The following is a 23,734-nucleotide window of genomic DNA, read 5'->3' as shown; positions in this document are numbered from 1 at the left end:
GCTTCTTCCACGACGGCTGCCGGTTCTTCGGTGGCTTCGACCGGCGCATGGATCAGTTCGGACAACGCATCCGGTTGGCTCTTGAACGCCTTGGCAAACACCTCGCGGTTCTTCGCCATGTAGATCCCGACTTCATCCACTTGCTGCTCGTTCAGGGATGGAACGGCTTTTTGCAACACTTCAGCCAGCAATTCGGCCAGTTCGAGCATTTTGTCATGACGGTCAGCTTCGGCTTTATCCATGAACAAGCGCTCCAGATCTCGGCTGCTGCGGTATACCACTTCGACGGCCATTCACCACCTCACATGCCTTCACGATAGTTGTCTGTTTCGACCACTGTATTTATATACAGCGAAAAGGATATGCGAATCCCTGCGCTTTGGATAGTGGCTTTTTAACGTAGTGGCCTTTTAATGTAGACCCAAAACACGATTTGTCAGTAGCAGGGCGGGGTGCGACCAAACGCCACGGCGCGCGTTTGAGGGGCGCTCGCCATCATGTGCCGGGCTCTCCTGGCCTTTTTTCTGCATGCAGAACAACCGTCACGTCCAACCCGCATCATCCGCTCCCATCGAGCTAAGGAAAGAAACATCGTGAAAATCAACTGGGCCGAAAACCTGCGGCAGAACGTGCATGGACTGGCCGAGTCCCTGGGCAACCTGTTCGTCGAGAGCTTCCACTATCTGGCGCTGTTTGCCATTGGGGCGGTGACCGCGTGGGCTGCGGTGATGGAGTTTCTGGGGATGCTCGAGAACGGGCACATCAAGATCGACGACATCCTGCTGCTGTTCATCTACCTGGAACTGGGGGCCATGGTCGGGATTTACTTCAAGACCAACCACATGCCCGTGCGATTCCTGATCTACGTGGCGATCACCGCACTGACGCGCCTGCTGATCTCCAACGTCTCGCACCACAACCCGCCCGACCTGGGCATCATTTACCTGTGTGGTGGCATTCTGTTGCTCGCCTTCGCGATCCTGGTGGTGCGTTATGCGTCGTCACAATTTCCTTCAGTGAAGATCGAGCACCCGCAACGCAAGGTTGGTGCGGGTTCTGCTGAGCACCCGGAAGTGGAAAAAGGCGAACTCTAAAGGCGCATGGCCGGCCGTTGCTGCCCTTGCGTGGGCGGTGGCGGCAGGTTGCGACTGTCACTGTCGGTCATGGCTTCAAGGATGGTCAGGGCGCTGTGACCCTGTTCGATGGCAATGCCAAACTGAATGCTTTGCACCAGGCGCTTGAGGCGCTTGGGGTCATTGCGCTGTTCGCTGCTGATCATTCGCTTGGCCACGATCCGCCCGTTGTTGGACAGCGTCAGCATGATGCTGCCATCCAATCCCTGGATGCTCAGGTTGATCTGGTAGTCCGGCGCGAATGCATCGGTAATCAATTGAAATGGGTTGTCCATGATGCGTCACCGCCTGATTGAACGTGCAGTTGTTGACCGACCATGCGCGAGTTGGTTCGCACCTACGGACCACCGGACATTCTGCAAGCCCCATGCCTGACACAATCCCTGTAAGAGCGAGCTTGCTCGCGATGGACGCCCAAACACCGCCGGCTCAAGGGAGAAACGCCAGTATCGACCACTCATCGCCACCCCTTTTCATAGGCATTCATGCGCGTAATGAGCGCCCGATTCAGGGCAGGAAGTGAATTCGATGAGCGCTTGCGGGGCGGCATATGTGAGCAATTATGACAGGTGAGTGACTCGACCCAACTCCCGACCTTACCAGCGCTTTTGCCCGTTGTCCGGCTTTTTTTGCGAATGAAAATTTATCTTTTTTTAGGGCTTGAAATGTTTTGCGCGCAGACCGATTGTGTAAGCAAGAGGTCACGGTGACGACGCCCAAGGGCCAGCCGAGGGGCCTCTCGCGAGCTAGCTGAAATAAGGGATGAACTATGCAAATCCAAGTCAACAGCGATAACCATATTCAAAGCAGCATCCGACTGGAGGAGTGGGTACGTACTACCATTGAGAGCACGCTCGAACGTTATGAAGAAGACCTGACACGCGTCGAGGTCCACCTGCGGGACGAGAATGGCGACAAGCCAGGTCCCCACGATATGCGCTGCCAACTGGAAGCGCGGCCAAAAGGCCATCAGCCGGTTTCCGTCACTCACAAAGCCGACACCCTGGAGCAAGCGATCGATGGTGCGGCGGAGAAACTCGAACACGCGCTGGAACACTTGTTCGGCAAGTTGCGCGGTAAGCCACGCGCCGCCGTCGCCCCCCTCGACAACAGGGCCGATGCGCTGCTTGAGGACGAATTTCTCGAGAACGAACAGGCCGCGCTAAACGGCTGATTCAAAGCTCCTTACCTTATCGCCACTCTAAAAAGGGCCTGCATCTGCAGGCCCTTTTTCATGCGCCCACGAATCTCCATTTTGCGTATGAGAATATTTATCATTAATATTGCGCAACACACCCTTTGCAGGAGCGGGCTAGCCCGCTCCTGCAATGAATTCAGCTTTTGAGCACACCACATGAAAGGCAAGGCCCGTTCGCTCCCCATGTCCTATCGCTTGGCCGTCACCTCGCGGGTGCTGGCCGCCGTGCTGGGGGGGTATATCGTCGCCGCGCTCGCCAGCGTCAGCCTCAGTTCATGGGTGCCCATGGCCCGTGCCGACGCGGTGGTCACTGGCATGTTGACCTCGTTCCTGGCCTACCTTGGGGCGGTGATCTGGTGTTTTGCCTGCCGCACGGCGCTGCGAGCCTGGCTCGGGCTGGCGTTGCCATGCGTGATTCTGGCGGTGGTGTCGGGGCTGGCGTATTGGATGGATCGCACATGAAAGAGGGCTTTCGTCAGGCGATGGCCTGGTTGCACACCTGGGCCGGCCTCATCTTCGGCTGGTTGCTGTTCGCGATTTTCCTGACCGGTACGCTGGCTTATTTCAAGGATGAAACCAGCCACTGGATGAAGCCGGAAATTCCCGCACGTTCGGTGAGTTCCGACGTCAGCCTGAACGTGGCGCAGAACTATCTGGAGCAACACGCTGGCGGTGCCTCGCGCTGGCTGATCGAGTTGCCCACTGCCCGCGAGCCCGGCCTTTCGGTGCGCTGGCAGCAGACGCCGACCCAACGCGGCGAGCGCGGCCAGTTCACCGAAAAACACCTTGACCCGCAAACCGGCGCCGAAGTGCAGGGCCGGGAAAGCACCGGCGGCGAGTTTTTCTACCGCTTCCACTTCCAGTTGCAAATGCCTTACCCGTGGGGGCGCTGGCTGTCGACCTTCGCGGCGATGGTGATGTTCGTTGCACTGATCAGTGGAATCATCACCCACAAGAAAATCTTCAAGGATTTCTTCACTTTTCGTCCACGCAAGGGCCAACGAACCTGGCTCGACGGGCACAACGCGGTGGGCGTGCTGGTGCTGCCGTTTCATTTGATGATCACCTACAGCAGCCTGGTGATTTTCATGGTCATGGTCATGCCGGCGAGCATCCTGGTCTCGTACAAAGGTGATGTGCGCGGGTTCTATGACGAATTGTTCCCGGCCTCCACGCCCCCCCAGCTGTCTGGTCAGCCTGCTGCACTGGCGCCGTTGGCACCGCTGCTGGAAAAGGCTCGCGAGCAGTGGGGCGACGGCCGGGTGGCTCGCCTCACGGTGAACAACCCGGGGGATGCGAGTGCCTCGGTTGTTCTCGTCCGAGACGGTTCGGATCGGGTGGTTCATGACTTTGGCAGCGCGGTGACTTTCCAGGGCGTGAGCGGGCAATTGCTTGGCGCGACGCCGCAAGCCTCGTTGCCCAGAGCGATTGCGGGCAGTTTCTTTGGTTTGCACATGGGCCACTTCGCCGGTCCGCTGATGCGCGGGCTGTACTTCATTTTCGGTCTGGCGGGCACGGCCATGATTGGCACCGGGTTGGTGATCTGGCTCGGCAAACGCCAGCTCAAGCATGCGAAAGCAGCGGCGTTGCCGTTCGAATTGCGCCTGGTACAAATACTGAACATCGCCAGCATGGCCGGCCTGATGCTCGCGGTGGCCGCGTTCTTCTGGGCCAATCGTCTGCTGCCGCTGGGCCTGACTGGACGCGCGGATTGGGAAGTGAATGCGTTTTTCATCGTCTGGGGTTTGAGCGTGCTGCATGCGGTGGTTCGTCCCGGCAAGCAAGCGTGGTTCGAACAATTGGCGCTGGCGGCGGTGCTGTTTGGCGGTGTGCCGTTACTTAATGCGCTGACCACGTCCTATCACCTGGCCGTGACCCTGGCGCAGGGCGATTGGGCCATGGCCGGGTTTGATCTGACCTGTCTGGCCACAGGGGTATTTTTCGCCTGGGCTGCCTGGAAAATGCGACGTGCCGGGCAAGTGGAAGGCGTGAGCCGGCCCCGTGCACAACCGATGGCCCTTGAGCAGGAGGCACACTGATGCTACTGGCCCTGTTGCTCTGTTATGCCGGTTTCACGGCGCTGTGCCTGGCGATGGATCGGCATCACGTCGAACTGCTGGGGCGCAAGGCATCGTTGCGTCGCCGGCAGGGCCTGCGGCTCGCCGGCTGGCTGTTGCTGGCGCTTTCGTTATGGGCGGCGGTGGCGACCGCTGGATGGGAGTCGGGGCTGGTCGAATGGTGTGCGGTGTTGATGCTCAGCGCGGTGCTGCTGGTGATGTTGATGCCCTATCGTCCGAGTCTGGTGTTGTCATTGGCCGGCCTGAGTCTACTGGCCTGTCCCGTTGCGCTGTTGGCGCAGTGATGAATCGATGATCAGCATTCCTCCAGACTCCCGCGACGACGAACCCGTGGCTGCCCGCGCGCATTTCCTCAAGGTGTTCTTGTCCCAACGCTCGCAGATGGAAGCGTTGGTGAACCGTCGTGTGGGTTGTCGCGCGACGTCGGCGGACCTGGTGCAGGACTTGTTCCTGCGCTTCTGGCGCCGCCCCCTGGTGCAGGTCGAAGAGCTGAGCACCTACCTGTTGCGCTGCGCCGGCAACATTGCCATCGATCATCTGCGCAGCGAAGGCACGCGGGTGCGTGTCAATGAGGGCTGGCAACCGGACGAGCCGCACAGTCATGGCAGTGAACCGCAGGCTGCGCTGGAGGCCGGCAATGATTTACGCCACGTCGAAGCGGCGCTGCGCGCATTGCCCGAGCGTACGCGGCAGATCTTTTTGCTCAATCGCATCCATGGGCGCAAGTACGCTGAAATCGCCAATGCCATGGGGTTGTCCCAAAGTGCCGTGGAAAAACATATGATGCGCGCCCTCGACGCCTGCAAGGCCAGCCTGCGGGACGATGAACCGCGCATGCCAAGGAAAGCACCGTGAACCAGCTCGACCGCGCCACCCCGACGCCCGCCCAGGAGCAGGCCGCTCTGGCTTGGCTGAGCCTGTTGCACGACCAGCCCACCCACGGCGATCAGGCGACGTTCAGCCACTGGCTGCAAGCCGATCCAGCCCATGCCGAGGCTTATGCCCAGGCGCAGGTGGTGTGGGAGTTGAGCGAGGAACCGGCGAGGACCTTGGCCGATGAAGAGGCGTTGGCGTTGCAGGGTTACCTCAATGCGATGAATCAGCCGCGCCGCCGCAGCGCTCGACGCTGGTCCGGGGCGCTGGCGATGGCCGCCTGCCTGATGCTGATGATCAGCCTCGGTGCCGGCTGGCAGCCACTGCGTTGGGTCGATGACCTGGGCGCCGATTATGTGTCGGCGCCAGGTGAAGTCCGCACCGTGATCCTGGCGGATCAATCGCAGGTCACGTTGGACGCGGACAGCGCCATCGCCGTGAATTTCAGTGGCGGCGAGCGTCATGTGCAAGTCCGTCGTGGCGCCGGGTTTTTCAGCGTGACCCACACGGGCGAGCCGTTCGTGGTCGATGCTGAAAAAGGCCAGGCGCGGGTGTTGGGTACACAGTTCGAAGTCCGCCTGCATAAGCACGCAACCCAGGTAACGGTGTTGTCCGGACGCGTGGGCGTGACGGCGGCCCCGCACGCCGAACAGCAAATCCTCACGGCGGGCCAACAAGTGGCTTACGGCAAGGGTGTTGCGCAAAAGCTGCAGGCCGTGGACAGCGAAACCCAGTTGGCGTGGCGCCAGGGTTGGCTCAACTATTACAAGGCGACCCTGGCGGAGGTGGTGGGGGATCTGCAGCGCTATTACCCCGGCAGGATTGTGTTGCTCAACGATGAGCTGGCGGCGCGGCGTGTCAGTGGCAGCTTTCCGAGCAAGGACCCGCAGGCGGTGTTGGCGTCGTTGCAGGGGGTGATGGGGTTTGGGCAGACGCGGGTGGGCAGCCTGATTATTGTGCGCTGAACCCTGTAGGAGCGAATTTATTCGCGATGGTCGCAAGCGCACCGCGGGGCGTCAGGGACCCAGCGTCATCATGAACGACCATCGCGAATAAATTCGCTCCTACAGGGATGGCGTCCTGACAGGCACCAATGCACTCAAAATATTTTCAAAAAGAGGTGAGGTAAACCCGAGCCCCATCCGTGTAGTGACTGAAACTGCGAGTCATTCGCATCCGTTGCGGTTCTACACAGGTCATTGAGCAATGAAGTCCAGGGCAAAATCGGGTTCGGTCAAACAATGGTTGGGTGCTTCGGCCCTGAGTATTTCGGCGTTGGCATCGCTGCCCCTGAGCGTGGCACTGGCCGCCGAAACTGGCTCGGCGCAACAGCAGGCGCAATTCAGCTTCGCCATGGTCGCCAAACCGCTGCCCCAGGCCCTTAGCGACTTCAGTCGCGTCACCGGCATCAGCGTGGTCTACACCGATGAAGCGCCTTACGGGCTGAATGCCCCCGCCGTCAGCGGGCGAATGAGTGCCGAACAGGCGCTGCAGCAATTGCTGGTCGGCTCGAATTTCACCTTCCGCCGCACGGATGCTCATACTTTGGCGCTGGAGCCGCTGCCCACTGCGGGCGCCTTGAATCTGGGCGCCACCACCATCACCTCGACAATGGATCAATCCACAAGCTACCAGCCGCCACCCACCAGCTCGGTGATGCGTTCGTCGGCTTCGCTTCAGGAAATTCCCCAGACCGTCAATGTGATCCCGGCCCAGGTCATTCGTGACCAGGCCCCGCGCAATCTCGACGATGCGCTGGCCAACGTCAGCGGAATCACTCAGGGCAACACGCTGGCCAGCACCCAGGACTCGGTGATGACCCGCGGGTTTGGCGACAACCGCAACGGTTCGATCATGCGCGACGGCATGCCGATCGTGCAGGGCCGTGGCCTCAACGCGACCGTCGACCGGGTCGAAGTGCTCAAGGGCCCGGCCTCCTTGCTCTATGGCATCCAGGACCCAGGCGGCGTGGTCAACATGGTCAGCAAGAAGCCCGAACTTGAGCAGTACAACGCCCTGACCCTGCGCGGCTCGACCTACGGCGACGGCAAAAACGGCAGCGGTGGCAGCCTCGACAGTACCGGTGCCCTGGGAGACACCGGGCTGGCGTATCGGATGGTGCTGGACCATGAAGACGAAGATTACTGGCGCAACTTCGGCACCCATCGTGAGACGCTGATAGCCCCTTCGCTCGCATGGTTCGGCGAAAGCACCAAGCTGCTGTTCGCCTACGAGCACCGCGAGTTCCTCACCCCGTTCGACCGTGGCACGGTGATCGATCCGCGTGACAACCATCCGCTGGACATCTCCCGCGATCGGCGTCTCGACGAGCCGTTCAACAACATGGAAGGGCGCTCGGACCTGTATCACTTCGAGGCCGACCACGAGCTCAACGATAACTGGAAAGCGCATTTCGGCTACAGCTGGAACCGTGAAACCTACGATGCCAGCCAGGTGCGTGTTTCCGCTATCAATGTCAACAATGGAACGCTGACCCGCAGCATGGACGGCACCCAGAACGCGATCAGCACCGACCGTTTCACCACCGCCAGTCTCGAAGGCAAGGTCAATGTGCTGGGCATGCAACATGATCTGGTGTTCGGCGTCGACGACGAATACCGCAAGATCTACCGTGAGGACCTGATCCGCCAGAAAAGCCTGACCACCTTCAGCTACCTCAATCCGGTCTACGGTCGCGAAGTGGCCGGCACCACCGTCAGCCCCGCCGACAGCGCGCAGACGGATGAACTGCGCAGCGATTCGGTGTTCCTGCAGGACTCGATTCACCTGACCGACCAGTGGATCCTGGTGGCCGGCGGACGTTTCCAGGAGTACGACCAGTACGCAGGCAAAGGCGTGCCGTTCAAGGCCAACACCGACAGCAACGGCCAGAAGTGGGTGCCGCGTGCCGGCCTGGTGTATCGCTACACCGACGAGTTGTCGTTCTACGGCAGCTACACCGAGTCGTTCAAGCCCAACTCGACCATCGCGCCATTGAGCGGCAGCAGTACCGTGCTCGACGGCAGCGTTGCGCCGGAAGAAGCCAAGTCCTGGGAAATCGGTGCCAGACTCGACATGCCCGGGCGCGTGACAGGTAACGTCGCGCTGTTCGACATCAAGAAGCGCAACGTACTGGTGGCCAACTCCGAAGGCCCGGTGACGCTCTACAGCGCGGCGGGCGAAGTGCGTTCACGCGGTCTGGAAGTGGATCTGTCCGGCCAGCTCAGTGATCGCTGGAGCCTGATCGGCAGCTATGCCTACACCGATGCCGAAGTGACCGAAGACCCGACCTACAAAGGCAAGCAGTTGCAGAACGTGGCGAAGAATTCCGGTTCGCTGTCGGCGGTCTACGACTTTGGCACCATCATCGGCGGCGATCAGTTGCGGGTGGGCGCAGGCGCGCGGTATGTCGGCGAGCGCGCAGGTAACGCGGTGAATGATTTCGACCTGCCGAGCTACACCGTGGCTGACGCATTCGCCACCTACGACACGCGGGTAGAGGGGCAGAAGGTCAAGTTTCAGCTCAACGTGAAGAACCTGTTCGATCGCACCTACTACACCTCGGCAGCGAGCCGGTTCTTCGTGTCGATGGGCGATTCGCGGCAGGTGTCGTTGTCCAGTACCCTGGAGTTCTGATCCGGGACCGCACGGCTAACGCAAAAACGCCTGCCGATACTCCCCAGGCGTGCCGCCCAATACCTGGCGAAACCGGTTGGTGAAGTGACTGGCACTGGCAAACCCACACGCCAGGGCAATCTCCCCCAACGGCTGGGAAGTGCTGCGCAGCAACTCCTGCGCACGGCTCATTCGCCGCGCCAGCACATACTGGTGCGGCGGCAGGCCGAAGCTCTCGCGGAACATGCGTGCGAAGTGATACTCCGACAGCGCACACAACCCCGCCAATTGTCCCAGGCTGATGGGCTCGGCCAACCGACTGTCGATGAATTCCACCAGTTGCCGGCGCTGATGTGCCGCCAATCCGCCCTTGAGCCGCAGACCCTCGCGCAGGCCGACCTGGCCCAGCAGTGCGTGGCTGAGCATTTCGTGGGCCAGGCTGCTGGTGAGCAGGCGTTCGCCAGGTTCATCCCAGTTGAACGTCAGCATCTGCCGAAAACGCAGGGCCTGCTGCGGGTCGTCGAGAAAAGTACGTTCGCGCAATTGCAGTTCCCGCGGCTCGCGATCCAGCATCGTGACGCAACCGAGGGCGAACTGTTCCTTGCTGAAATAGAGATGAGCCAGGCGAATGTCGCCGTTGATCACCCAGCCGGACTGGTGGTCGGCGGGCAGGATGCACAGCTTGTCCGGGCCGCCCTTGGTGCCTGGCTGGTCACGGCGAAAGGTGCCGGTTCCACCCGCGATGTAGCAAGACAAGGTGTGGTGGGTCGGCGCTTCGTAGTCCTGGGCGTCGTGATGGTTGCTCCACAAGGCTGCAGCCATGCCGTCACCGAACTCGGCGCTGTGCTCCAGGCGAGCATTGGGCGAGCGGTTGAGGGCTTGAAAGACTTGCAGTGATTCTAGTGCGGGCATGATCTGTTCTCCAACGACTTGCATCCTACTCCGTACAGGACAGCCTGCCAGCCCGCCGACCGACAAAAGCGCAAGTTTATGCAAGTGCGAAAACCATGGGCGCAGGACACTGAGCACCTACCTGGGAGTGAGTGTCATGAACCTTTCGCTGTATCTGCTGACCGTGCTGATCTGGGGCACCACCTGGATCGCCCTGAAATGGCAACTGGGCGTGGTGGCTATTCCGGTGTCGATCGTCTATCGCTTCGGCCTGGCGGCGCTGGTGCTTTTCGTCCTGCTGTTGCTCAGTCGCAAGTTGCAAGTGATGAACCGTCGCGGACATCTGATCTGTCTCGCGCAGGGGCTGTGCCTGTTCTGTCTGAACTTCATGTGTTTCCTGACGGCGAGCCAGTGGATCCCCAGCGGCCTGGTGGCGGTGGTGTTTTCCACGGCCACGTTGTGGAACGCGTTGAACGCGCGGGTGTTCTTCAAGCAGAACATCGCCCGCAACGTCCTGTTGGGCGGTGCCCTGGGTTTGCTCGGGCTGGGCCTGCTGTTCTGGCCTGAGCTGGTGGGCCACACCGCCAGCCCACAAACGCTGCTCGGCCTGGGGCTCGCGCTGCTTGGGACGCTTTGTTTCTCGGCGGGCAATATGTTGTCGAGCCTGCAACAGAAGGCCGGCCTGAAACCCTTGACCACTAACGCCTGGGGCATGGCCTACGGCGCGACGATGCTGGCGGTGTGGTGTCTGGTCAAGGGCATTCCCTTCGACATGGAATGGAATGCGCGCTACATCGGCTCGTTGCTGTATCTGGTGATCCCGGGGTCGGTGATCGGCTTCACCGCCTACCTGACACTGGTCGGGCGCATGGGCCCTGAACGCGCCGCTTATTGCACGGTGCTGTTTCCGGTGGTGGCGCTCAACGTGTCGGCGGTGGTCGAGGGCTACCAATGGACCGCGCCGGCGCTGTCCGGGCTGGCGCTGGTGATGCTGGGCAACGTGCTGGTGTTCCGCAAGCCCCGGGCGCCGATGCCGCAGGGCAATGGCAAATTAGCGTGAGCCGCTGCGGATCGAATCCTCGATCCGCAGGAGGACGCAGTATCAGCCTTTCCAGACTTGCGGGTTGACCAGGTCCTGCGGGCGTTCACCCAGCAGGGCGCTGCGCAGGTTGTCCAGCGCGCGATTGGCCATGGCTTCGCGCGTTTCGTGAGTGGCCGAGCCGATGTGCGGCAAGGTCACGGCGTTTTTCAACTGGAACAGTGGAGATTCGGCGAGCGGTTCCTTTTCGTACACATCCAGCCCCGCACCACGAATCCGGTTGTTTTGCAGCGCTTCGATCAGCGCCGGCTCGTCCACTACAGGGCCTCGTGCGATGTTGATCAGGATGGCGCTGGATTTCATCAGCGCCAGTTCGCGATGGCTGATCAAATGTTTGGTCTTCTCGCTGAGTGGCACCACCAGGCAGACGAAATCGGCTTCGGCCAGCAATTCATCCAGGCTTCGGAACTGCGCGCCGAGTTCCTGCTCCAGCGCGGTCTTGCGACTGTTGCCGCTGTAGAGGATTGGCATGTTGAAGCCCAATCGACCACGACGAGCAACGGCTGCGCCAATGTTGCCCATGCCGACGATGCCCAGGGTCTTGCCGTGTACGTCGGTGCCGAACAGCGGCGCGCCGACCGACGCTTGCCATTGGCCCGCCTTCGTCCAGGCGTCCAGCTCGGCCACCCGACGCGCGCTGCTCATCAGCAGCGCGAAGGCCAGGTCGGCGGTGCTTTCGGTCAGCACGTCGGGGGTGTTGGTCAGCATGATCCCGCGTTCGTTGAAGTAGTCGACGTCATAGTTGTCGTAGCCCACCGACACGCTGGACACCACCTCCAGCTTGCCCGCGTTCTCCAGTTGCGCCCGGCCCAGCTTGCGGCCCACGCCAATCAGGCCATGAGCGTGGGGCAGGGCTTCGTTGAACTGGGCATTGATATCGCCCGTCTTGGGGTTGGGCACAATGACATCGAAATCCTGCTTGAGGTGTTCGATCATTTCAGGGGAGATGCGACTGAAGGCGAGGACGGTCTTTTTCATTGGAAGTGGAGCTCGTCAGACGGTGAGATTGCCAAGCAAGCTAACATTCTTCGACGGGTTTGTGCATGGCTGACATTCACAAACCTCTGTAGGAGCGAGCATGCTCGCGATGGACTCCACAAACACCGCTGGGTGTCAGGACGCCAGCGTTATCGTTGACGACCATCGCGAGCGTGCTCGCTCCTACAGGGGGCGGTGCTCAGTTGGCCAACCGCGCCCCGCTCAGGCTACCGCTCAATTCATACGCGGCCAGCTCGGCCTGGTGCGCGGCGAGGATTTCCGGCAACGAGCCGCGCAGGTATTCGACCCAGGTCTTGATCTTCGCATCCAGGTACTGGCGGGACGGGTAGATGGCGTACAGGTTCAGTTCCTGCGAGCGGTAATTGGGCATCATCCGTACCAGCGAGCCATTGCGCAGGCCTTCGATGGCCGCGTACACCGGCAACACGCCAACGCCCATGCCGCTGATGATCGCGGTTTTCATCGCATCGGCCGAGTTCACCAAAAACGGAGAGCTGTTGATGGTCACCATCTCCTGGCCTTCCGGCCCGTCGAAGGTCCATTTTTCCAGCGGAATCACCGGGCTGACCAGACGCAAACAGGCGTGATTGAGCAGGTCGCCGGGTTTTTGCGCGCAGCCGTTGGCTTTCACATAGGCGGGCGAGGCACAGACGATGCTGTAGGTGATGCCCAGGCGTTGGGAGACAAAACCCGAGTCTGGCAACTCACTGGCCAGGACGATGGACACGTCATAACCCTCGTCCAGCAGGTCCGGTACGCGGTTGGCCAGGGTCAGGTCGAAGGTCACGTCGGGGTGGGTCTTGCGGTAGCGGGCGATGGCATCGATCACGAAATGCTGACCGATACCGGTCATGGTGTGCACCTTGAGCTGGCCGGCCGGGCGCGAATGGGCATCGCTGGCCTCGGCTTCGGCCTCTTCGACATACGCCAGAATCTGTTCGCAGCGCAGCAGGTAGCGTTTGCCGGCCTCGGTCAGGGCGATGCGCCGTGTGGTGCGATTGAGCAGGCGGGTTTGCAGGTGGGCTTCCAGATTGGAAACCGCGCGCGAGACGTTGGCCGTCGTCGTGTCGAGTTGTACGGCAGCGGCGGTGAAACTGCCGGCTTCGGCCACGTAGCTGAAGGCGCGCATGTTTTGCAGGGTGTCCATGGAGTGCTCTCGGATGCGATGGCAAATTGTGACACGAAGTTTCAGGGTCTGAGACCCCCGACTTAGGGATTATCGCGCGAACGGTAACAAAGATTCACAAGAATCCCGGCTTATCGCCGTTCGGGCCCACCCATAGAATTGCCCCGGTCTTTGTGCCTCTCCCTATTTCAGGAATTTGCAGCAGTGCCGCGTCGCATCAAAGGAGCGTTTCAAGCGCTCAATGTTCTGGCTTTAACCCTGGCAATCAGCGGCTGCATCGGAACCGGAGGTATAGCCCCGCAGGGCAAGGCATTGGAGGCCAATACGCTGGCCACCGACGATGCCATCCAGAGCGCTGCGCAAGACGCCAACTGGCCCAAGGCGCAGTGGTGGCAAGTCTACGGCGACCCACAACTCAATCACTGGATCGAGCTGGCACTGCAAGGCAGCCCGACCATGGCCATGGCGGCGGCGAGGGTGCGTCAGGCCAAGGCCATGGCGGGCATCGCCGAGTCGGCCGAATCGTTGCAGGTCAACGGTGTATCCACCCTCAAGCGCCACAATTGGCCCACTGATCAGTTCTACGGGCCCGGCGAGCTGGCCAATTCCACGACCTGGGACAACAACGCCGCCTTGGGCTTCAGCTACGCGCTCGACCTCTGGGGGCGCGAAAGCAACAGCACCGAGCGTGCCGTCGACCTGGCACACATGAGCGCCGCCGAAGCCCGCCTGGCGCAGCTCGAATTGCAGAACAACATCGTGCGTGCCTACATCGAGCTGTCGCTGCACTACGCGCAAAGGGACATCGTCGACGCGACCCTCAAACAGCAGCAGCAGATTCTCGACCTGGCACAAAAACGCCTCGACGGCGGTATCGGTACGCATTTTGAAGTCAGCCAGGCCGAGACACCTTTGCCGGAAACCCATCGCCAACTCGATGCGCTGGACGAAGAAATCGCCCTGAGTCGCAACCAACTGGCGGCCCTGGCCGGCAAAGGCCCGGGCGAGGGCGCGCAACTGCAACGGCCGACACTGGTATTGGGGGCACCACTGAAACTGCCATCGACACTGCCTGCTCAGTTGCTTGGGCAGCGCCCCGATGTCGTCGCCAGTCGCTGGCAAGTGGCGGCGCAGGCCCGGGGCATCGATGTTGCACACGCCGGCTTCTACCCCAACGTCGATCTGGTGGGCAGCCTGGGCTACATGGCCACCGGCGGTGGGGCGCTGGAGTTTTTGACCGGCAAGAAACTCAACTACAGCGTGGGCCCGGCGATCTCGCTGCCGATCTTCGACGGTGGCCGCCTGCGTGCCGAGCTGGGTGAAGCCTCGGCCGGCTACGACATCGCTGTCGCCCGCTACAACCAGACCCTGATCAATGCGCTCAAGAACATCTCTGACCAACTGATTCGTCGCGAGTCGATGGACAAGCAGCAGACCTTCGCCGCCGAATCCGTGGCGACCGCGCAGAAGACTTACGACATCGCCATGATCGCCTACCAGCGCGGGCTTACCGACTACCTCAATGTGCTCAACGCCCAGACCCTGCTGTTCAAGCAGCAGCAAGTGCAGCAGCAGGTGCAGGCTGCTCGACTCGGTGCTCATGCCGAGTTGGTGACGGCGCTGGGGGGCGGGTTGGGGGCCGGTGAGGATGTGCCGGCGCCGGGCAGGACCGCAGCGCCGAAGACGCCGGTGCTGCTGCCCAATTGAACAAGAACCCCTGTGGAACTGGCCCTTTATGGGACTGCCCCCCTGTGGGAGCGGGCTTGCCCGCGATGAGGTCATAGCATTCAACACCCATGTCGACTGTTAAACCGTCATCGCGGGCAAGCCCGCTCCCACATGTGAAGCTCCACAGGTGCAGGTTTATTTAAATTTCCTTGAGCAAAATATCCATGACTCCCTTGCCCGCACCGCTGCGCTGGCTCTACTCCCTCGACTGGCGTCGCGGTTTCTTCGACTGGGCACGCAGCGATGGCGTGACCTGGGTCTATATCTTCAAGGTGCTGCTTGCCGCATTCCTGACCCTGTGGCTGGCGATGCGTCTGGAACTGCCGCAGCCGCGCACGGCGATGATCACCGTATTCATTGTCATGCAGCCGCAGAGCGGCCAGGTGTTCGCCAAAAGCTTCTACCGATTCCTCGGCACCCTGACCGGCTCGGCAGTGATGGTGGCGCTGATCGCGTTGTTCGCGCAGAACACCGAGCTGTTTTTGGGTTCGCTGGCGATCTGGGTGGGTATCTGTTCGGCGGGTGCCGCACGCTACCGTAACTTCCGCGCCTATGGTTTCGTGCTGGCCGGCTATACCGCCGCGATGGTCGGCTTGCCGGCGCTGGCCCATCCGGACGGTGCGTTCATGGCCGCCGTTTGGCGCGTGCTGGAAATTTCCCTGGGCATTCTTTGCGCCACCGTGGTGAGCGCCGCGATCCTGCCGCAGACCGCCAGCGCGGCGATGCGTAACGCCTTGTACCAGCGCTTTGGTGTGTTCGCCCTGTTCGTCACCGACGGGTTGCGCGGTCGTAGCCCGCGCGAGGCGTTCGAGGCAGGCAACGTGCGCTTCAGCGCCGAGGCGGTAGGCCTGGAAGGGCTGCGAAGCGTCACCGTGTTCGAAGACCCGCACATGCGCCGACGAAACGGTCGATTGAGCCGGCTGAACAGCGAATTCATGGGCCTGACCACGCGCTTCAACGCCTTGCACCAGTTGCTCGAACGCTTGCGCGCCAGCGCGGCGGATCATGTGGTGGCCGCGATCAAACCCGGCTTGCAGGACCTTGCCGAAGTGCTCGACGGCTTCAGTGGTCGCGCCCTGACCAGCCCGGATTCGGCGCGTCTGGTCCAGGCCATGGCCGCCTACAAGGAAGCGTTGCCAGCGCGGGTGCGCAGCCTGAGGGCCACATTCCAGGAGACCGGGCCAAGCGACGACGAGCAACTGGACTTCCACACCGCCTATGAACTGCTGTATCGCTTCGTCGATGACCTGCACGGTTACGCACAGACCCACGCGTCCCTGGCCGATCACCACCACGAACGCGAGCAGTGGGACGAACCCTTTACCCCGCAAACCAATTGGATGGCCTCGGCGGCGTCGGGCATTCGGGCGGCATTCATCCTGGTGGTGCTGGGCAGTTACTGGGTGGCGACGGCCTGGCCGAGTGGGGCGACCATGACGCTGATCGCGGCAGCCACAGTGGGTTTGTCCGCCGCCACACCCAATCCCAAGCGCATGGCGTTCCAGATGGCCTGCGGGACCTTCCTCGGGGCATTGATCGGCTTCGTCGAAATGTTTTTCATTTTTCCGTGGATCGATGGTTTTCCCTTGTTGTGCGTGATGCTGGCGCCGGTGATCGTGCTGGGTTCGTTCCTGACCTCTCGGCCGCAGTACGTCGGTGTCGGCCTGGGCCTGCTGATTTTCTTCAGCACCGGCTCGGTGCCGGACAACCTGACGATCTACAACCCGTACACCTTCATCAACGATTACATCGCCATGGTGCTTGGCATGCTGGTGTGTGCCGCCGCCGGGGCGATCATCATGCCGCCCAACAGCCGCTGGCTGTGGCGTCGCCTGGAGCAGGACCTGCGCGGGCAGGTGGTGTTTGCGATCAGCGGCAAGCTCAAGGGCCTGGCCTCGAGCTTCGAAAGTCGCACCCGCGACCTGCTGCACCAGGCCTACGGTTTCGCCGCCGGCCAACCCCAGGTGCAGCGCGAATTGCTGCGCTGGATGTTCGTGGTGCTGGAAGTCGGTCACGCGATCATCGAGTTGCGCAAGGAACAGGCGATCCTGCCGGTGCATCCGGCCTACGCCGAATCCCAGCCGTGGCGCCAGGCAATCCGCGTGATGGGGCGCTCGCTGGTGCGGCTGTTCCTGCAACCTAGCGCGAGCAACCTGGAGCGCGGCCTGATCGCTGTGGACCACGCCATCAGCCGTGTGCAGGCCACCGACGAGCCGTTCGCGCCGCACTTTGACACCTCGGCCCTGCGCCGGGTCAAAAGCTACCTGCACTTCATCCGCAGTTCCTTGCTCGACCCGCAATCACCGCTGGCCGCCTACGCCAAAACCTCGCCCGAAGGATCTGCCCATGCCTCGTGAAATCGCCTTCCACGGCGTGTACATGCCGACCATGACGCTGATGTTCCTGATTGCCGCCGTGCTGGCCTGGGCGCTGGACCGATTCCTGTCCGGGTTCGACCTGTACCGCTTCTTCTGGCACCCGGCGCTGCTGCGCCTGAGCCTGTTTACCTGTCTGTTCGGCGCGTTGGCGCTGACTGTTTACCGTTGACTCTCTACCTTGAGAAGGCCCCGATGAAAAAGCTTTTCAGCCTGCTTGCCACCCTGTTGGTCCTGGCGCTCGCGCTCTGGGTCGGCCGGACCCTGTGGGTGCACTACATGAACACGCCCTGGACCCGCGACGGTCGGGTGCGTGCCGACATCATCAACGTGGCCGCCGACGTCACCGGCGAAGTGGTGGATGTGCCGGTGCGCGACAACCAACTGGTGAAGAAGGGCGATCTGCTGATGCGCATCGACCCCGAACACTACCGCCTCGCGGTCAAACAGGCGCAATCGCTGGTGGCGTCACGCAAGGCCACCTGGGAGATGCGCAAGGTCAACGCCCATCGCCGCGCCGACCTGGACAACCTGGTGATCTCCCGGGAAAACCGCGACGACGCCAGCAACATCGCCGACTCGGCCCTGGCGGACTACCAGCATGCGCAGGCACAACTGGAAGCGGCGGAACTGAACCTCAAGCGCACCGAAGTGCGGGCGGCGGTGGACGGCTACGTCACCAACCTCAACGTCCATCGCGGCGACTATGCGCGCATCGGTGAAGCGAAAATGGCCGTGGTCGACATGAACTCGTTCTGGGTCTACGGCTTCTTCGAAGAAACCAAGCTGCCCCACGTACGCGTCGGCGACAAAGCCGACATGCAGTTGATGAGCGGCGAAGTGTTGAAAGGGCATGTAGAGAGCATTTCCCGTGGCATCTACGACCGCGACAACCCCGAGAGCCGCGAGCTGATCGCGGATGTGAACCCGACTTTCAACTGGGTGCGCCTGGCACAACGGGTGCCGGTGCGCATTCACATCGATGAAGTGCCGGAGGGTGTACTGCTGGCGGCGGGGATTACCTGCACGGTCATCGTTAACGAATAAGCCTCAGCAAAACGTCTCGTGCAGGTGCCGCCAGAGAATCCGGCCTTCCACTCGCTCGAACACCACCGTCGAGCGGCGATCGGAATGCAGGCCGGTGGCATCGGTCTGCTGCTCGCGGTAGCTGACGGTGGCGCCGCCGTCGTGCCGGGCAATGCCACACAACTCGCTCAGCTCGATGCGAAAACCGAGCTTCTTGCCGCCGGCCAGCAGGAACAACTCGCTCAGCGCGGCGAAGTCCAGCTGCCGGCCCAGAGGCGAGACCATGGAAAACTGCGGTGAGAAACGGGTGAGCAAGCGGTCGAGTTCGGAGGCGTCGCGTTCTTCGGCCAGCCATTGCTCGATGAGCACGTGGGCCTGGATCACTTCTTCGAAGTACTCGGTGTAGTCGGTCATGTTTTTTTACCTGGAATTTATCGGGTGGCTGTTCGGGCCTCATCGCGGGCAAGCCCGCTCCTACAGGGATTTGTGAACACCGCTCCCCTGTAGGAGCGAGCTTGCTCGCGATGGGGTCAACTTGGTCTAGAGCTGCCCCCGCAACCCAAACCGCTTCATCAACGCCGACTCCAGCAACCCCTTGGGCAGCAACCCCGCCATCAGCGGCAACGCACGGCTGCCATTGCCCAGGCGTACCAGCCGCGGCGGCTTGCCCTGTTGCACCGCCTTGAGCACTCCGGCGGCGAACTCGCTGGCGGGGGTCGGTTTGTCCTGGGACGCCTTGGCCCGCGCGCGGATGCCTTCGCGCAAGGCGAACCACGGTGATTGCTCGCTGATCAACTGCTCGGCCTGCTCCCCGGCATTCTTGGCGAAGCTTGACGCGATCGCTCCCGGCTGCACTTCCATCACCCGCACGCCGAAGGGCGCCAGTTCCATGCGCAAGGCATCGCTCAAGGCATGCACTGCGGCCTTGGAGGCGCAATAGGCGCCGGCGAACGGTGTGACCAGCACGCCCGAGACGCTGCCGATGTTCACTACCAAGCCCTTGGCACGGCGTAACACCGGAAAAAACGCGCGAGTCACACCGACGATGGCAAACACATTGGTTTCGAACTGGCGCTGCATGGCCACCACGCCGCCGTCCAGCAGCGGCCCCATGGCGCCGTACCCCGCGTTGTTGATCAGTACGTCGAGGCCGCCATGCTGCTGGTTGATCTGCTCGGCCAGTTGCTCGAGCGCCGGGCCGTCGTTGACGTCCAATTGCACGGCGTTAAAACCCGCCGCTGCCAGCGCGGCAACATCTTCAGCCTTGCGTGCGGTGGCCCAGACCTTGAAGCCTGCGGCCTTGAACACATCGGCCAGGGCGCGGCCAATGCCGCTGGAACAACCGGTAATCAACGCAATAGGCATGGCGCGGTCCTTGTGCAAGAAGAAGGAAAAGTCAGTCGGAGAAACTACCCTGCAAATGCTCGGCGCGAAACTCCAGGGTTTGCGGGCGATAGCCGGGGCGCAGCGGTGGCATGGGCAGGCAGTCTTCCCAGTTCGCTCCGGCCTGCAACTCGCCGGGTCCCCGGTAACGGGGTGCGGTGTATTGGTTATCGGCCAGGTTGACCGTATCGCCCGGGGCGTAGGCGGCAACGCGCCAACGCAATTCGGTCAGGGGCACGTCGTTGCCATTGTTCATCGTCAGTTGCAGCGGACGATCCGCCGGGCACTGATCCGGCGCGTAGCTGATGCGCAACTCGAGCCGCGCCAGTTGCTTGACCTCGCGATTGTCCAGCCAGATGACCCAGGTCGCCACCAGGCCCAGGCCAATCACCGCTGCCACCGAAACGGGCAGAGCCTTGGCCGGGTAACGCACCAATAGAATCAACCAGGTGATGACCAGCAGGACGCCAATGAACATGTCGTGCAACCTCGGGAGCAGAGGGGAGCATCGTACCTAAGCGTGGGGGAGGTTGGCGATGGGGTTGGATTTTGCGGGGCCTGTGTTGGCCTCTTCGCGGGCAAGCCCGCTCCCACAGGGTTCGGTGTGCACGGTCAAAAAATGTGGGAGCGGGCTTGAACTGGCCTAATGATTTTGGACACTTCAATCGGGCGCTATGATAGCGCCCAAATCTGAGGTGTTTGGATATGCGTAAATCCTATTCGAGTGAGTTCAAGCTCAAGGCTGCCAGCATGGTGTTGGATGAAGGTCAGCCGGTTACCGAAGTCTGTGCCAGCCTGGATATCGGCCCCACAGCCCTGCGCCGTTGGGTTGATCAAGTGCAAAAAGAGCGCTTGGGCTCGACTCCGGTGGGGGCCAAGGCGATTACCGCTGATCAACGAGAAATCCAGAGACTCAAAGCTCTGCTCAGAGAGAAAGACCTGGATATCGAAATCCTAAAAAAGGCCAGTGCTCTCCTGCTTTTGGACGCCAAAGATCATTCACGCTGATCGATGAGCTGGGCGAGCAGTACGGCGTTAAAAAGTGTTGCCGGGCGTTTGGGGGCAACCGCAGTAGCTTTTACGCCTGGCGCCAGCGCCAAGGCAGAGCAAATCCTGAACGGGACAAGCTCAAAGCCGCGTTGGTCAGGCACCACAAGGCGTCCAGAGAGTCGGCCGGCGCACGTACTTTGTCCAAGGAGCTACAAGCCAAAGGGCATCGTATCGGGCGTTATATGGCTCGCAGTTTGATGCGCGAAGCTGGCATCGCTAGTCGTCAGCGCCGGCGCCATAAGTACAAGTCGCCGGGTGTGGAGGCCTTGGTGGCGCCGCACGTGCTCAAGCGAAAATTTGATGTGACGGCGGTTAATCAGGTGTGGTGTGGCGACGTGACATACATCAAGGTCGGCAAGCGGTGGATGTACTTCGCCGCCGTTTTGGATCTGTACGCTCGCAGGATCGTAGGGTGGTCGTTTTCGATGATTTCTGATGCCAACCTGACCTGCGAAGCGCTACGCATGGCGGTTGAGCTGCGCGGCCATCCCCAGGATGTGTTGTTTCATTCTGATCAAGGTTGCCAGTACACCAGCCATAAATTCCGAAATGCGCTTGTGAAACATCGGTTCAGGCAAAGTATGAGCCGTAAAGGCGAGTGCTGGGACAATGCCCCGATGGAGCGTTTCTTTGGTAGTTTGAAGTCCGAGTGGGTGCCTGAAACGGGCTACAAACTGGAGCATGAGGCCCGGGCAGATGTGCAGCGCTATGTCTCGCGCTACAACATCAGCAGGCCTCACAGCTATAACGACTACAGGTCGCCGGTCGTGAAGGAAAGATTGGCGGCGTGAACCGTAATCAGTGTCCAAGATTACTTGACCAGTTCAGCTTGCCCGCGAAGAGGCCAGTACAGTCAACAAAGATCCAAAAGAAAAAAGCCCCCACCCAACCCACTGCGGATAGGGGACGCAGTGGGCTGGATAGGGGCTTCTCGTTCTGCTTGACGCTTACTGCGCGATGGTTTTCACCGAAACGCCGCGCTCGATCGGGGTCGACCGGCCGTAGATGTCTTCAAACCGCTCGATATCGTCTTCGCCCAGGTAGCTGCCCGATTGCACCTCGATGATTTCCAGCGGGATCTTGCCCGGGTTGCGCAGGCGGTGGACCGAGGCAATCGGGATGTAGGTGGACTGGTTTTCGGTGAGCAGGAACACGTTTTCATCGCACGTCACTTCGGCGGTGCCGCTGACGACGATCCAGTGTTCGGCGCGGTGGTGGTGCATCTGCAGCGACAGGCAGGCGCCTGGCTTGACCGAGATGTGCTTGACCTGGAAGCGGCCGCCCATGTCCACCGAGTCGTAGGAGCCCCACGGACGGTAGACTTCGCAGTGGTTCTGGGTTTCGCTGCGGCCCTGTTCGTTGAGGGTGTTGACCATCTGTTTCACGCCCTGGACCTTGTCCTTGTGCGCAATCATCATGGCGTCCTTGGTTTCAACGACCACGATGTTTTCCAGGCCGATCACCGACACCAGTTTGCCGTTGCCGTGGATCATGCAGTTCCTGCTGTCCTGGACCACCACGTCGCCCTTGGTAACGTTGCCGTCGGCGTCCTTCTCGTTCACTTCCCACAACGACGACCAGCAACCGACATCGCTCCAGCCGGCGGTCAGCGGCACGACGCAGGCGCGCTGGGTTTTTTCCATCACCGAGTAGTCGATGGAGTTGTCCGGGCAGCAGGCGAAGGTGGCTTCGTCGATCATCACGGTATCGACGTCCTGCTCGCTGCGCTCAAGGGTCAGCATGCAGTTGTCGTAGATGTCCGGATCATGCTTTTTCAGCTCTTCGAGGAAGCGGCTGGCGCGGAACAGGAACATGCCGCTGTTCCAGAAGTAGCCGCCGGACTGCACGTACTCGGTGGCACGTTTGACGTCCGGTTTTTCAACGAAGTGCGACACGCGGCTGACACCTTCGGGCAGCAACGAATCATTGGCCGATTTGATGTAGCCATAGCCGGTTTCCGGTTTGGTCGCCGGCACGCCGAACAGCACCATTTCGCCGTTCTCGGCGGCGACCGTGGCCAGGGCCAGGGCGCGTTGCAGCGCTTTTTGGTCTTCCAGCACGTGGTCGGCCGGCAGCACCAGCATCAGATCATCACGGCCTTCGTTGACCAGCATCATCGCGGTCAGGGCGACCGCTGGCGCGGTATTGCGCCCGAACGGTTCCATCAGGATGCGCTGGGTATCCAGTTTACGAGCAGCGAGTTGCTCGTTGACGATGAATCGGTGGTCCTTGTTGCAGACCACGATCGGGGTATCCATGCCTTCGAACACCAGGCGTTCCAGGGTTTGCTGGAACAGAGTGTGCTCGCCGGTCAGGGCCAGGAACTGTTTAGGGAACTGCTTACGGGAAAGCGGCCAAAGACGTGAGCCGCTACCACCTGACAAGATCACCGGAATCATGTTGTTACTCCTTAAAAATCAGTAGGGAGCCACGAGCTGCAAGCGGCAAGTTAAAGCGCTTTGCTTGCAGCTACAGGCTTGTAGCTATTAGCTCGCGCGTTAGCGCGTAGACACCGGGCGCTTGACCCAGACTGGCGACAGGCTGCTGCCATTGCCGGTGACGTACAGGACGGCGGCTTCACCGCGCTCCAGTGCCACTGGCTTCACATCGCCGACTTTCGTTGCGCCATCGTACAGCGCCAGGCTGACTTTGACCGGGTTGATTTCACGCTCGCCACGGCCCTTGGCAGCCACGGCCGGCACGACTTCGGTCTTGCCGTCGGCGGTTTTCAGGGTCAGGGCCTTGTCGCTGAGGTTTTGCACGCGAACCAGGGACTTCTGCTTGTTCTTGAACGGCGGTTCTTCGATCAGTTGTGGTGCGCCGCCGGCGTTGTTGACCAGGGTGTAATAGTGATCGCCCGCCAGTTTCACCGGCAGGGATTGGCTGCCGACCTTGGCGCTGTAGTCACCACCCGGCATGAAGCTGAAGTCGGTGCTGGCCAGCGGTGCGACATCGCTCAGGCTGGTGCTGCCGACGGTGGCGCTGACTTCGGTGTTGGCGGCGTTATAGACGCGTACGAAGGTCGAGCCTTTGGGTGCGGTCGGGCCGTAGAGCGCCGAATCGCCAGCGGCGAAGGCGTTCATTGACAGCACGCTGAAGGTCGCGGCCAAAGCGAAGGTCTTGGCGAGACGACGAGGAGTAGTAGTGAAAGTCATAGTGA

General features: G+C 61.3%; 24 protein-coding genes and 1 pseudogene. 15 read left to right on the top strand and 10 right to left on the bottom strand.

Features of this window, described 5'->3' with window-relative positions; all coding sequences use genetic code 11:
- Positions 1-53: 53 nt before the first annotated feature.
- Positions 54-293 (bottom strand): annotated as a pseudogene (locus tag AB4O36_RS21810) (YebG family protein); the annotation flags it as partial.
- A gap of 300 nt (positions 294-593) precedes the next feature.
- On the opposite strand from AB4O36_RS21810, the gene AB4O36_RS21805 reads away from it, so the two are divergent.
- On the top strand, positions 594-1,094 hold the full coding sequence (locus tag AB4O36_RS21805) for a phosphate-starvation-inducible protein PsiE (RefSeq protein WP_460140251.1): 501 nt from the start codon (positions 594-596) through the stop codon (positions 1,092-1,094).
- On the opposite strand, the gene AB4O36_RS21800 is transcribed toward AB4O36_RS21805, so the two are convergent.
- On the bottom strand, positions 1,091-1,408 hold the full coding sequence (locus tag AB4O36_RS21800; RefSeq protein ID WP_460117945.1) for a DUF3509 domain-containing protein: 318 nt from the start codon (positions 1,406-1,408) through the stop codon (positions 1,091-1,093). The genes AB4O36_RS21805 and AB4O36_RS21800 overlap by 4 nt on opposite strands.
- A 494-nt stretch (positions 1,409-1,902) precedes the next feature.
- Here AB4O36_RS21800 and AB4O36_RS21795 point away from each other — a divergent pair, with 494 nt between their 5' ends.
- The 7 genes from AB4O36_RS21795 to AB4O36_RS21765 all read left to right on the top strand — a co-directional run bounded on the left by AB4O36_RS21795 (position 1,903) and on the right by AB4O36_RS21765 (position 8,918).
- Positions 1,903-2,307, top strand: coding sequence for an HPF/RaiA family ribosome-associated protein (locus AB4O36_RS21795; RefSeq protein WP_460117943.1), 405 nt, complete (start codon positions 1,903-1,905; stop codon positions 2,305-2,307).
- Positions 2,308-2,487: 180 nt separating this feature from the next.
- Complete coding sequence (locus tag AB4O36_RS21790) at positions 2,488-2,793, top strand: DUF3649 domain-containing protein (protein ID WP_460117941.1); 306 nt, start codon at positions 2,488-2,490, stop codon at positions 2,791-2,793.
- The gene (locus AB4O36_RS21785) at positions 2,790-4,370 is read left to right on the top strand and encodes a PepSY-associated TM helix domain-containing protein (RefSeq protein ID WP_460140250.1); all 1,581 of its coding nucleotides are present in this window, start codon (positions 2,790-2,792) and stop codon (positions 4,368-4,370) included. The genes AB4O36_RS21790 and AB4O36_RS21785 overlap by 4 nt, the downstream gene beginning before the upstream one ends.
- The gene (locus tag AB4O36_RS21780; RefSeq protein ID WP_460140249.1) at positions 4,370-4,693 is read left to right on the top strand and encodes a DUF3325 domain-containing protein; all 324 of its coding nucleotides are present in this window, start codon (positions 4,370-4,372) and stop codon (positions 4,691-4,693) included. The genes AB4O36_RS21785 and AB4O36_RS21780 overlap by 1 nt, the downstream gene beginning before the upstream one ends.
- 7 nt (positions 4,694-4,700) lie before the next feature.
- A complete protein-coding gene (locus AB4O36_RS21775) occupies positions 4,701-5,264 on the top strand; it encodes an RNA polymerase sigma factor (RefSeq protein ID WP_460140248.1) in 564 nt (187 codons plus the stop codon).
- The gene (locus AB4O36_RS21770) at positions 5,261-6,247 is read left to right on the top strand and encodes a FecR family protein (protein ID WP_460140247.1); all 987 of its coding nucleotides are present in this window, start codon (positions 5,261-5,263) and stop codon (positions 6,245-6,247) included. The genes AB4O36_RS21775 and AB4O36_RS21770 overlap by 4 nt, the downstream gene beginning before the upstream one ends.
- A gap of 241 nt (positions 6,248-6,488) precedes the next feature.
- Positions 6,489-8,918 carry a TonB-dependent siderophore receptor gene (locus AB4O36_RS21765; protein ID WP_460140246.1) on the top strand — a complete coding sequence of 810 codons (2,430 nt, stop codon included), beginning with the start codon at positions 6,489-6,491 and terminating at the stop codon, positions 8,916-8,918.
- A 15-nt stretch (positions 8,919-8,933) separates the two neighbouring features.
- Here the strand turns inward: AB4O36_RS21765 and AB4O36_RS21760 are convergent, their stop codons facing one another.
- Positions 8,934-9,809, bottom strand: coding sequence for a helix-turn-helix domain-containing protein (locus AB4O36_RS21760; RefSeq protein ID WP_460140245.1), 876 nt, complete (start codon positions 9,807-9,809; stop codon positions 8,934-8,936).
- A 136-nt stretch (positions 9,810-9,945) separates the two neighbouring features.
- Between AB4O36_RS21760 and AB4O36_RS21755 the strand changes: the two genes are divergently transcribed.
- Complete coding sequence (locus AB4O36_RS21755) at positions 9,946-10,848, top strand: DMT family transporter (protein WP_460140244.1); 903 nt, start codon at positions 9,946-9,948, stop codon at positions 10,846-10,848.
- 42 nt (positions 10,849-10,890) lie between these two features.
- Here AB4O36_RS21755 and AB4O36_RS21750 read toward each other — a convergent pair whose 3' ends face one another.
- Positions 10,891-11,865: a 2-hydroxyacid dehydrogenase gene (locus AB4O36_RS21750; protein ID WP_460117929.1), complete on the bottom strand. Its 975-nt coding sequence runs from the start codon at positions 11,863-11,865 to the stop codon at positions 10,891-10,893.
- A 199-nt stretch (positions 11,866-12,064) separates the two neighbouring features.
- Complete coding sequence (locus AB4O36_RS21745; RefSeq protein ID WP_460117928.1) at positions 12,065-13,033, bottom strand: LysR family transcriptional regulator; 969 nt, start codon at positions 13,031-13,033, stop codon at positions 12,065-12,067.
- 183 nt (positions 13,034-13,216) lie between these two features.
- Between AB4O36_RS21745 and AB4O36_RS21740 the strand changes: the two genes are divergently transcribed.
- The 4 genes from AB4O36_RS21740 to AB4O36_RS21725 all read left to right on the top strand — a co-directional run bounded on the left by AB4O36_RS21740 (position 13,217) and on the right by AB4O36_RS21725 (position 18,162).
- A complete protein-coding gene (locus tag AB4O36_RS21740) occupies positions 13,217-14,719 on the top strand; it encodes an efflux transporter outer membrane subunit (protein WP_460117927.1) in 1,503 nt (500 codons plus the stop codon).
- 185 nt (positions 14,720-14,904) lie between these two features.
- On the top strand, positions 14,905-17,097 hold the full coding sequence (locus AB4O36_RS21735; protein ID WP_460117925.1) for an FUSC family protein: 2,193 nt from the start codon (positions 14,905-14,907) through the stop codon (positions 17,095-17,097).
- Positions 17,087-17,287, top strand: a complete 201-nt coding sequence (locus AB4O36_RS21730) for a DUF1656 domain-containing protein (RefSeq protein ID WP_460117923.1) — start codon at positions 17,087-17,089, stop codon at positions 17,285-17,287. The genes AB4O36_RS21735 and AB4O36_RS21730 overlap by 11 nt, the downstream gene beginning before the upstream one ends.
- Before the next feature lie 23 nt (positions 17,288-17,310).
- Complete coding sequence (locus AB4O36_RS21725; RefSeq protein ID WP_460117921.1) at positions 17,311-18,162, top strand: efflux RND transporter periplasmic adaptor subunit; 852 nt, start codon at positions 17,311-17,313, stop codon at positions 18,160-18,162.
- A gap of 3 nt (positions 18,163-18,165) precedes the next feature.
- Here the strand turns inward: AB4O36_RS21725 and AB4O36_RS21720 are convergent, their stop codons facing one another.
- From AB4O36_RS21720 to AB4O36_RS21710, 3 genes are all read right to left on the bottom strand, one after another.
- A complete protein-coding gene (locus AB4O36_RS21720) occupies positions 18,166-18,555 on the bottom strand; it encodes a DUF4440 domain-containing protein (protein WP_460140243.1) in 390 nt (129 codons plus the stop codon).
- 126 nt (positions 18,556-18,681) lie between these two features.
- On the bottom strand, positions 18,682-19,506 hold the full coding sequence (locus AB4O36_RS21715) for an SDR family oxidoreductase (protein ID WP_460117918.1): 825 nt from the start codon (positions 19,504-19,506) through the stop codon (positions 18,682-18,684).
- 31 nt (positions 19,507-19,537) lie between these two features.
- Positions 19,538-20,002: a multidrug transporter gene (locus AB4O36_RS21710; RefSeq protein ID WP_460117916.1), complete on the bottom strand. Its 465-nt coding sequence runs from the start codon at positions 20,000-20,002 to the stop codon at positions 19,538-19,540.
- Between the two features lie 227 nt (positions 20,003-20,229).
- Between AB4O36_RS21710 and AB4O36_RS21705 the strand changes: the two genes are divergently transcribed.
- Positions 20,230-20,532, top strand: a complete 303-nt coding sequence (locus AB4O36_RS21705; RefSeq protein ID WP_014717988.1) for a transposase — start codon at positions 20,230-20,232, stop codon at positions 20,530-20,532.
- Complete coding sequence (locus AB4O36_RS21700) at positions 20,529-21,365, top strand: IS3 family transposase (RefSeq protein WP_460142121.1); 837 nt, start codon at positions 20,529-20,531, stop codon at positions 21,363-21,365. Before AB4O36_RS21705 ends, AB4O36_RS21700 begins: the two co-directional genes overlap by 4 nt.
- Positions 21,366-21,521: 156 nt before the next feature.
- On the opposite strand, the gene AB4O36_RS21695 is transcribed toward AB4O36_RS21700, so the two are convergent.
- Both AB4O36_RS21695 and AB4O36_RS21690 read right to left on the bottom strand, forming a co-directional pair.
- Complete coding sequence (locus tag AB4O36_RS21695; protein WP_460117914.1) at positions 21,522-22,973, bottom strand: mannose-1-phosphate guanylyltransferase/mannose-6-phosphate isomerase; 1,452 nt, start codon at positions 22,971-22,973, stop codon at positions 21,522-21,524.
- A gap of 99 nt (positions 22,974-23,072) precedes the next feature.
- Entirely contained in the window at positions 23,073-23,729 is a 657-nt protein-coding gene (locus AB4O36_RS21690) for an alginate O-acetyltransferase AlgF (RefSeq protein ID WP_460117912.1), read from the bottom strand.
- Positions 23,730-23,734: the final 5 nt, after the last annotated feature.

It is taken from the genome of Pseudomonas sp. S2_E01 (assembly GCF_054668365.1).
This window is presented reverse-complemented; position numbering and strand designations above follow the sequence as displayed.

Bases quoted from the DNA above. Each gene is read 5' to 3' on its own strand.
- AB4O36_RS21800 (WP_460117945.1), bottom strand. From the start codon at position 1,408: ATGGACAACCCATTTCAATTGATTACCGATGCATTCGCGCCGGACTAC.
- AB4O36_RS21795 (WP_460117943.1), top strand. From the start codon at position 1,903: ATGCAAATCCAAGTCAACAGCGATAACCATATTCAAAGCAGCATCCGA.
- AB4O36_RS21790 (WP_460117941.1), top strand. From the start codon at position 2,488: ATGAAAGGCAAGGCCCGTTCGCTCCCCATGTCCTATCGCTTGGCCGTC.
- AB4O36_RS21785 (WP_460140250.1), top strand. From the start codon at position 2,790: ATGAAAGAGGGCTTTCGTCAGGCGATGGCCTGGTTGCACACCTGGGCC.
- AB4O36_RS21780 (WP_460140249.1), top strand. From the start codon at position 4,370: ATGCTACTGGCCCTGTTGCTCTGTTATGCCGGTTTCACGGCGCTGTGC.
- AB4O36_RS21775 (WP_460140248.1), top strand. From the start codon at position 4,701: ATGATCAGCATTCCTCCAGACTCCCGCGACGACGAACCCGTGGCTGCC.
- AB4O36_RS21765 (WP_460140246.1), top strand. From the start codon at position 6,489: ATGAAGTCCAGGGCAAAATCGGGTTCGGTCAAACAATGGTTGGGTGCT.
- AB4O36_RS21760 (WP_460140245.1), bottom strand. From the start codon at position 9,809: ATGCCCGCACTAGAATCACTGCAAGTCTTTCAAGCCCTCAACCGCTCG.
- AB4O36_RS21755 (WP_460140244.1), top strand. From the start codon at position 9,946: ATGAACCTTTCGCTGTATCTGCTGACCGTGCTGATCTGGGGCACCACC.
- AB4O36_RS21750 (WP_460117929.1), bottom strand. From the start codon at position 11,865: ATGAAAAAGACCGTCCTCGCCTTCAGTCGCATCTCCCCTGAAATGATC.
- AB4O36_RS21745 (WP_460117928.1), bottom strand. From the start codon at position 13,033: ATGGACACCCTGCAAAACATGCGCGCCTTCAGCTACGTGGCCGAAGCC.
- AB4O36_RS21735 (WP_460117925.1), top strand. From the start codon at position 14,905: ATGACTCCCTTGCCCGCACCGCTGCGCTGGCTCTACTCCCTCGACTGG.
- AB4O36_RS21730 (WP_460117923.1), top strand. From the start codon at position 17,087: ATGCCTCGTGAAATCGCCTTCCACGGCGTGTACATGCCGACCATGACG.
- AB4O36_RS21725 (WP_460117921.1), top strand. From the start codon at position 17,311: ATGAAAAAGCTTTTCAGCCTGCTTGCCACCCTGTTGGTCCTGGCGCTC.
- AB4O36_RS21720 (WP_460140243.1), bottom strand. From the start codon at position 18,555: ATGACCGACTACACCGAGTACTTCGAAGAAGTGATCCAGGCCCACGTG.
- AB4O36_RS21715 (WP_460117918.1), bottom strand. From the start codon at position 19,506: ATGCCTATTGCGTTGATTACCGGTTGTTCCAGCGGCATTGGCCGCGCC.
- AB4O36_RS21710 (WP_460117916.1), bottom strand. From the start codon at position 20,002: ATGTTCATTGGCGTCCTGCTGGTCATCACCTGGTTGATTCTATTGGTG.
- AB4O36_RS21705 (WP_014717988.1), top strand. From the start codon at position 20,230: ATGCGTAAATCCTATTCGAGTGAGTTCAAGCTCAAGGCTGCCAGCATG.
- AB4O36_RS21695 (WP_460117914.1), bottom strand. From the start codon at position 22,973: ATGATTCCGGTGATCTTGTCAGGTGGTAGCGGCTCACGTCTTTGGCCG.
- AB4O36_RS21690 (WP_460117912.1), bottom strand. From the start codon at position 23,729: ATGACTTTCACTACTACTCCTCGTCGTCTCGCCAAGACCTTCGCTTTG.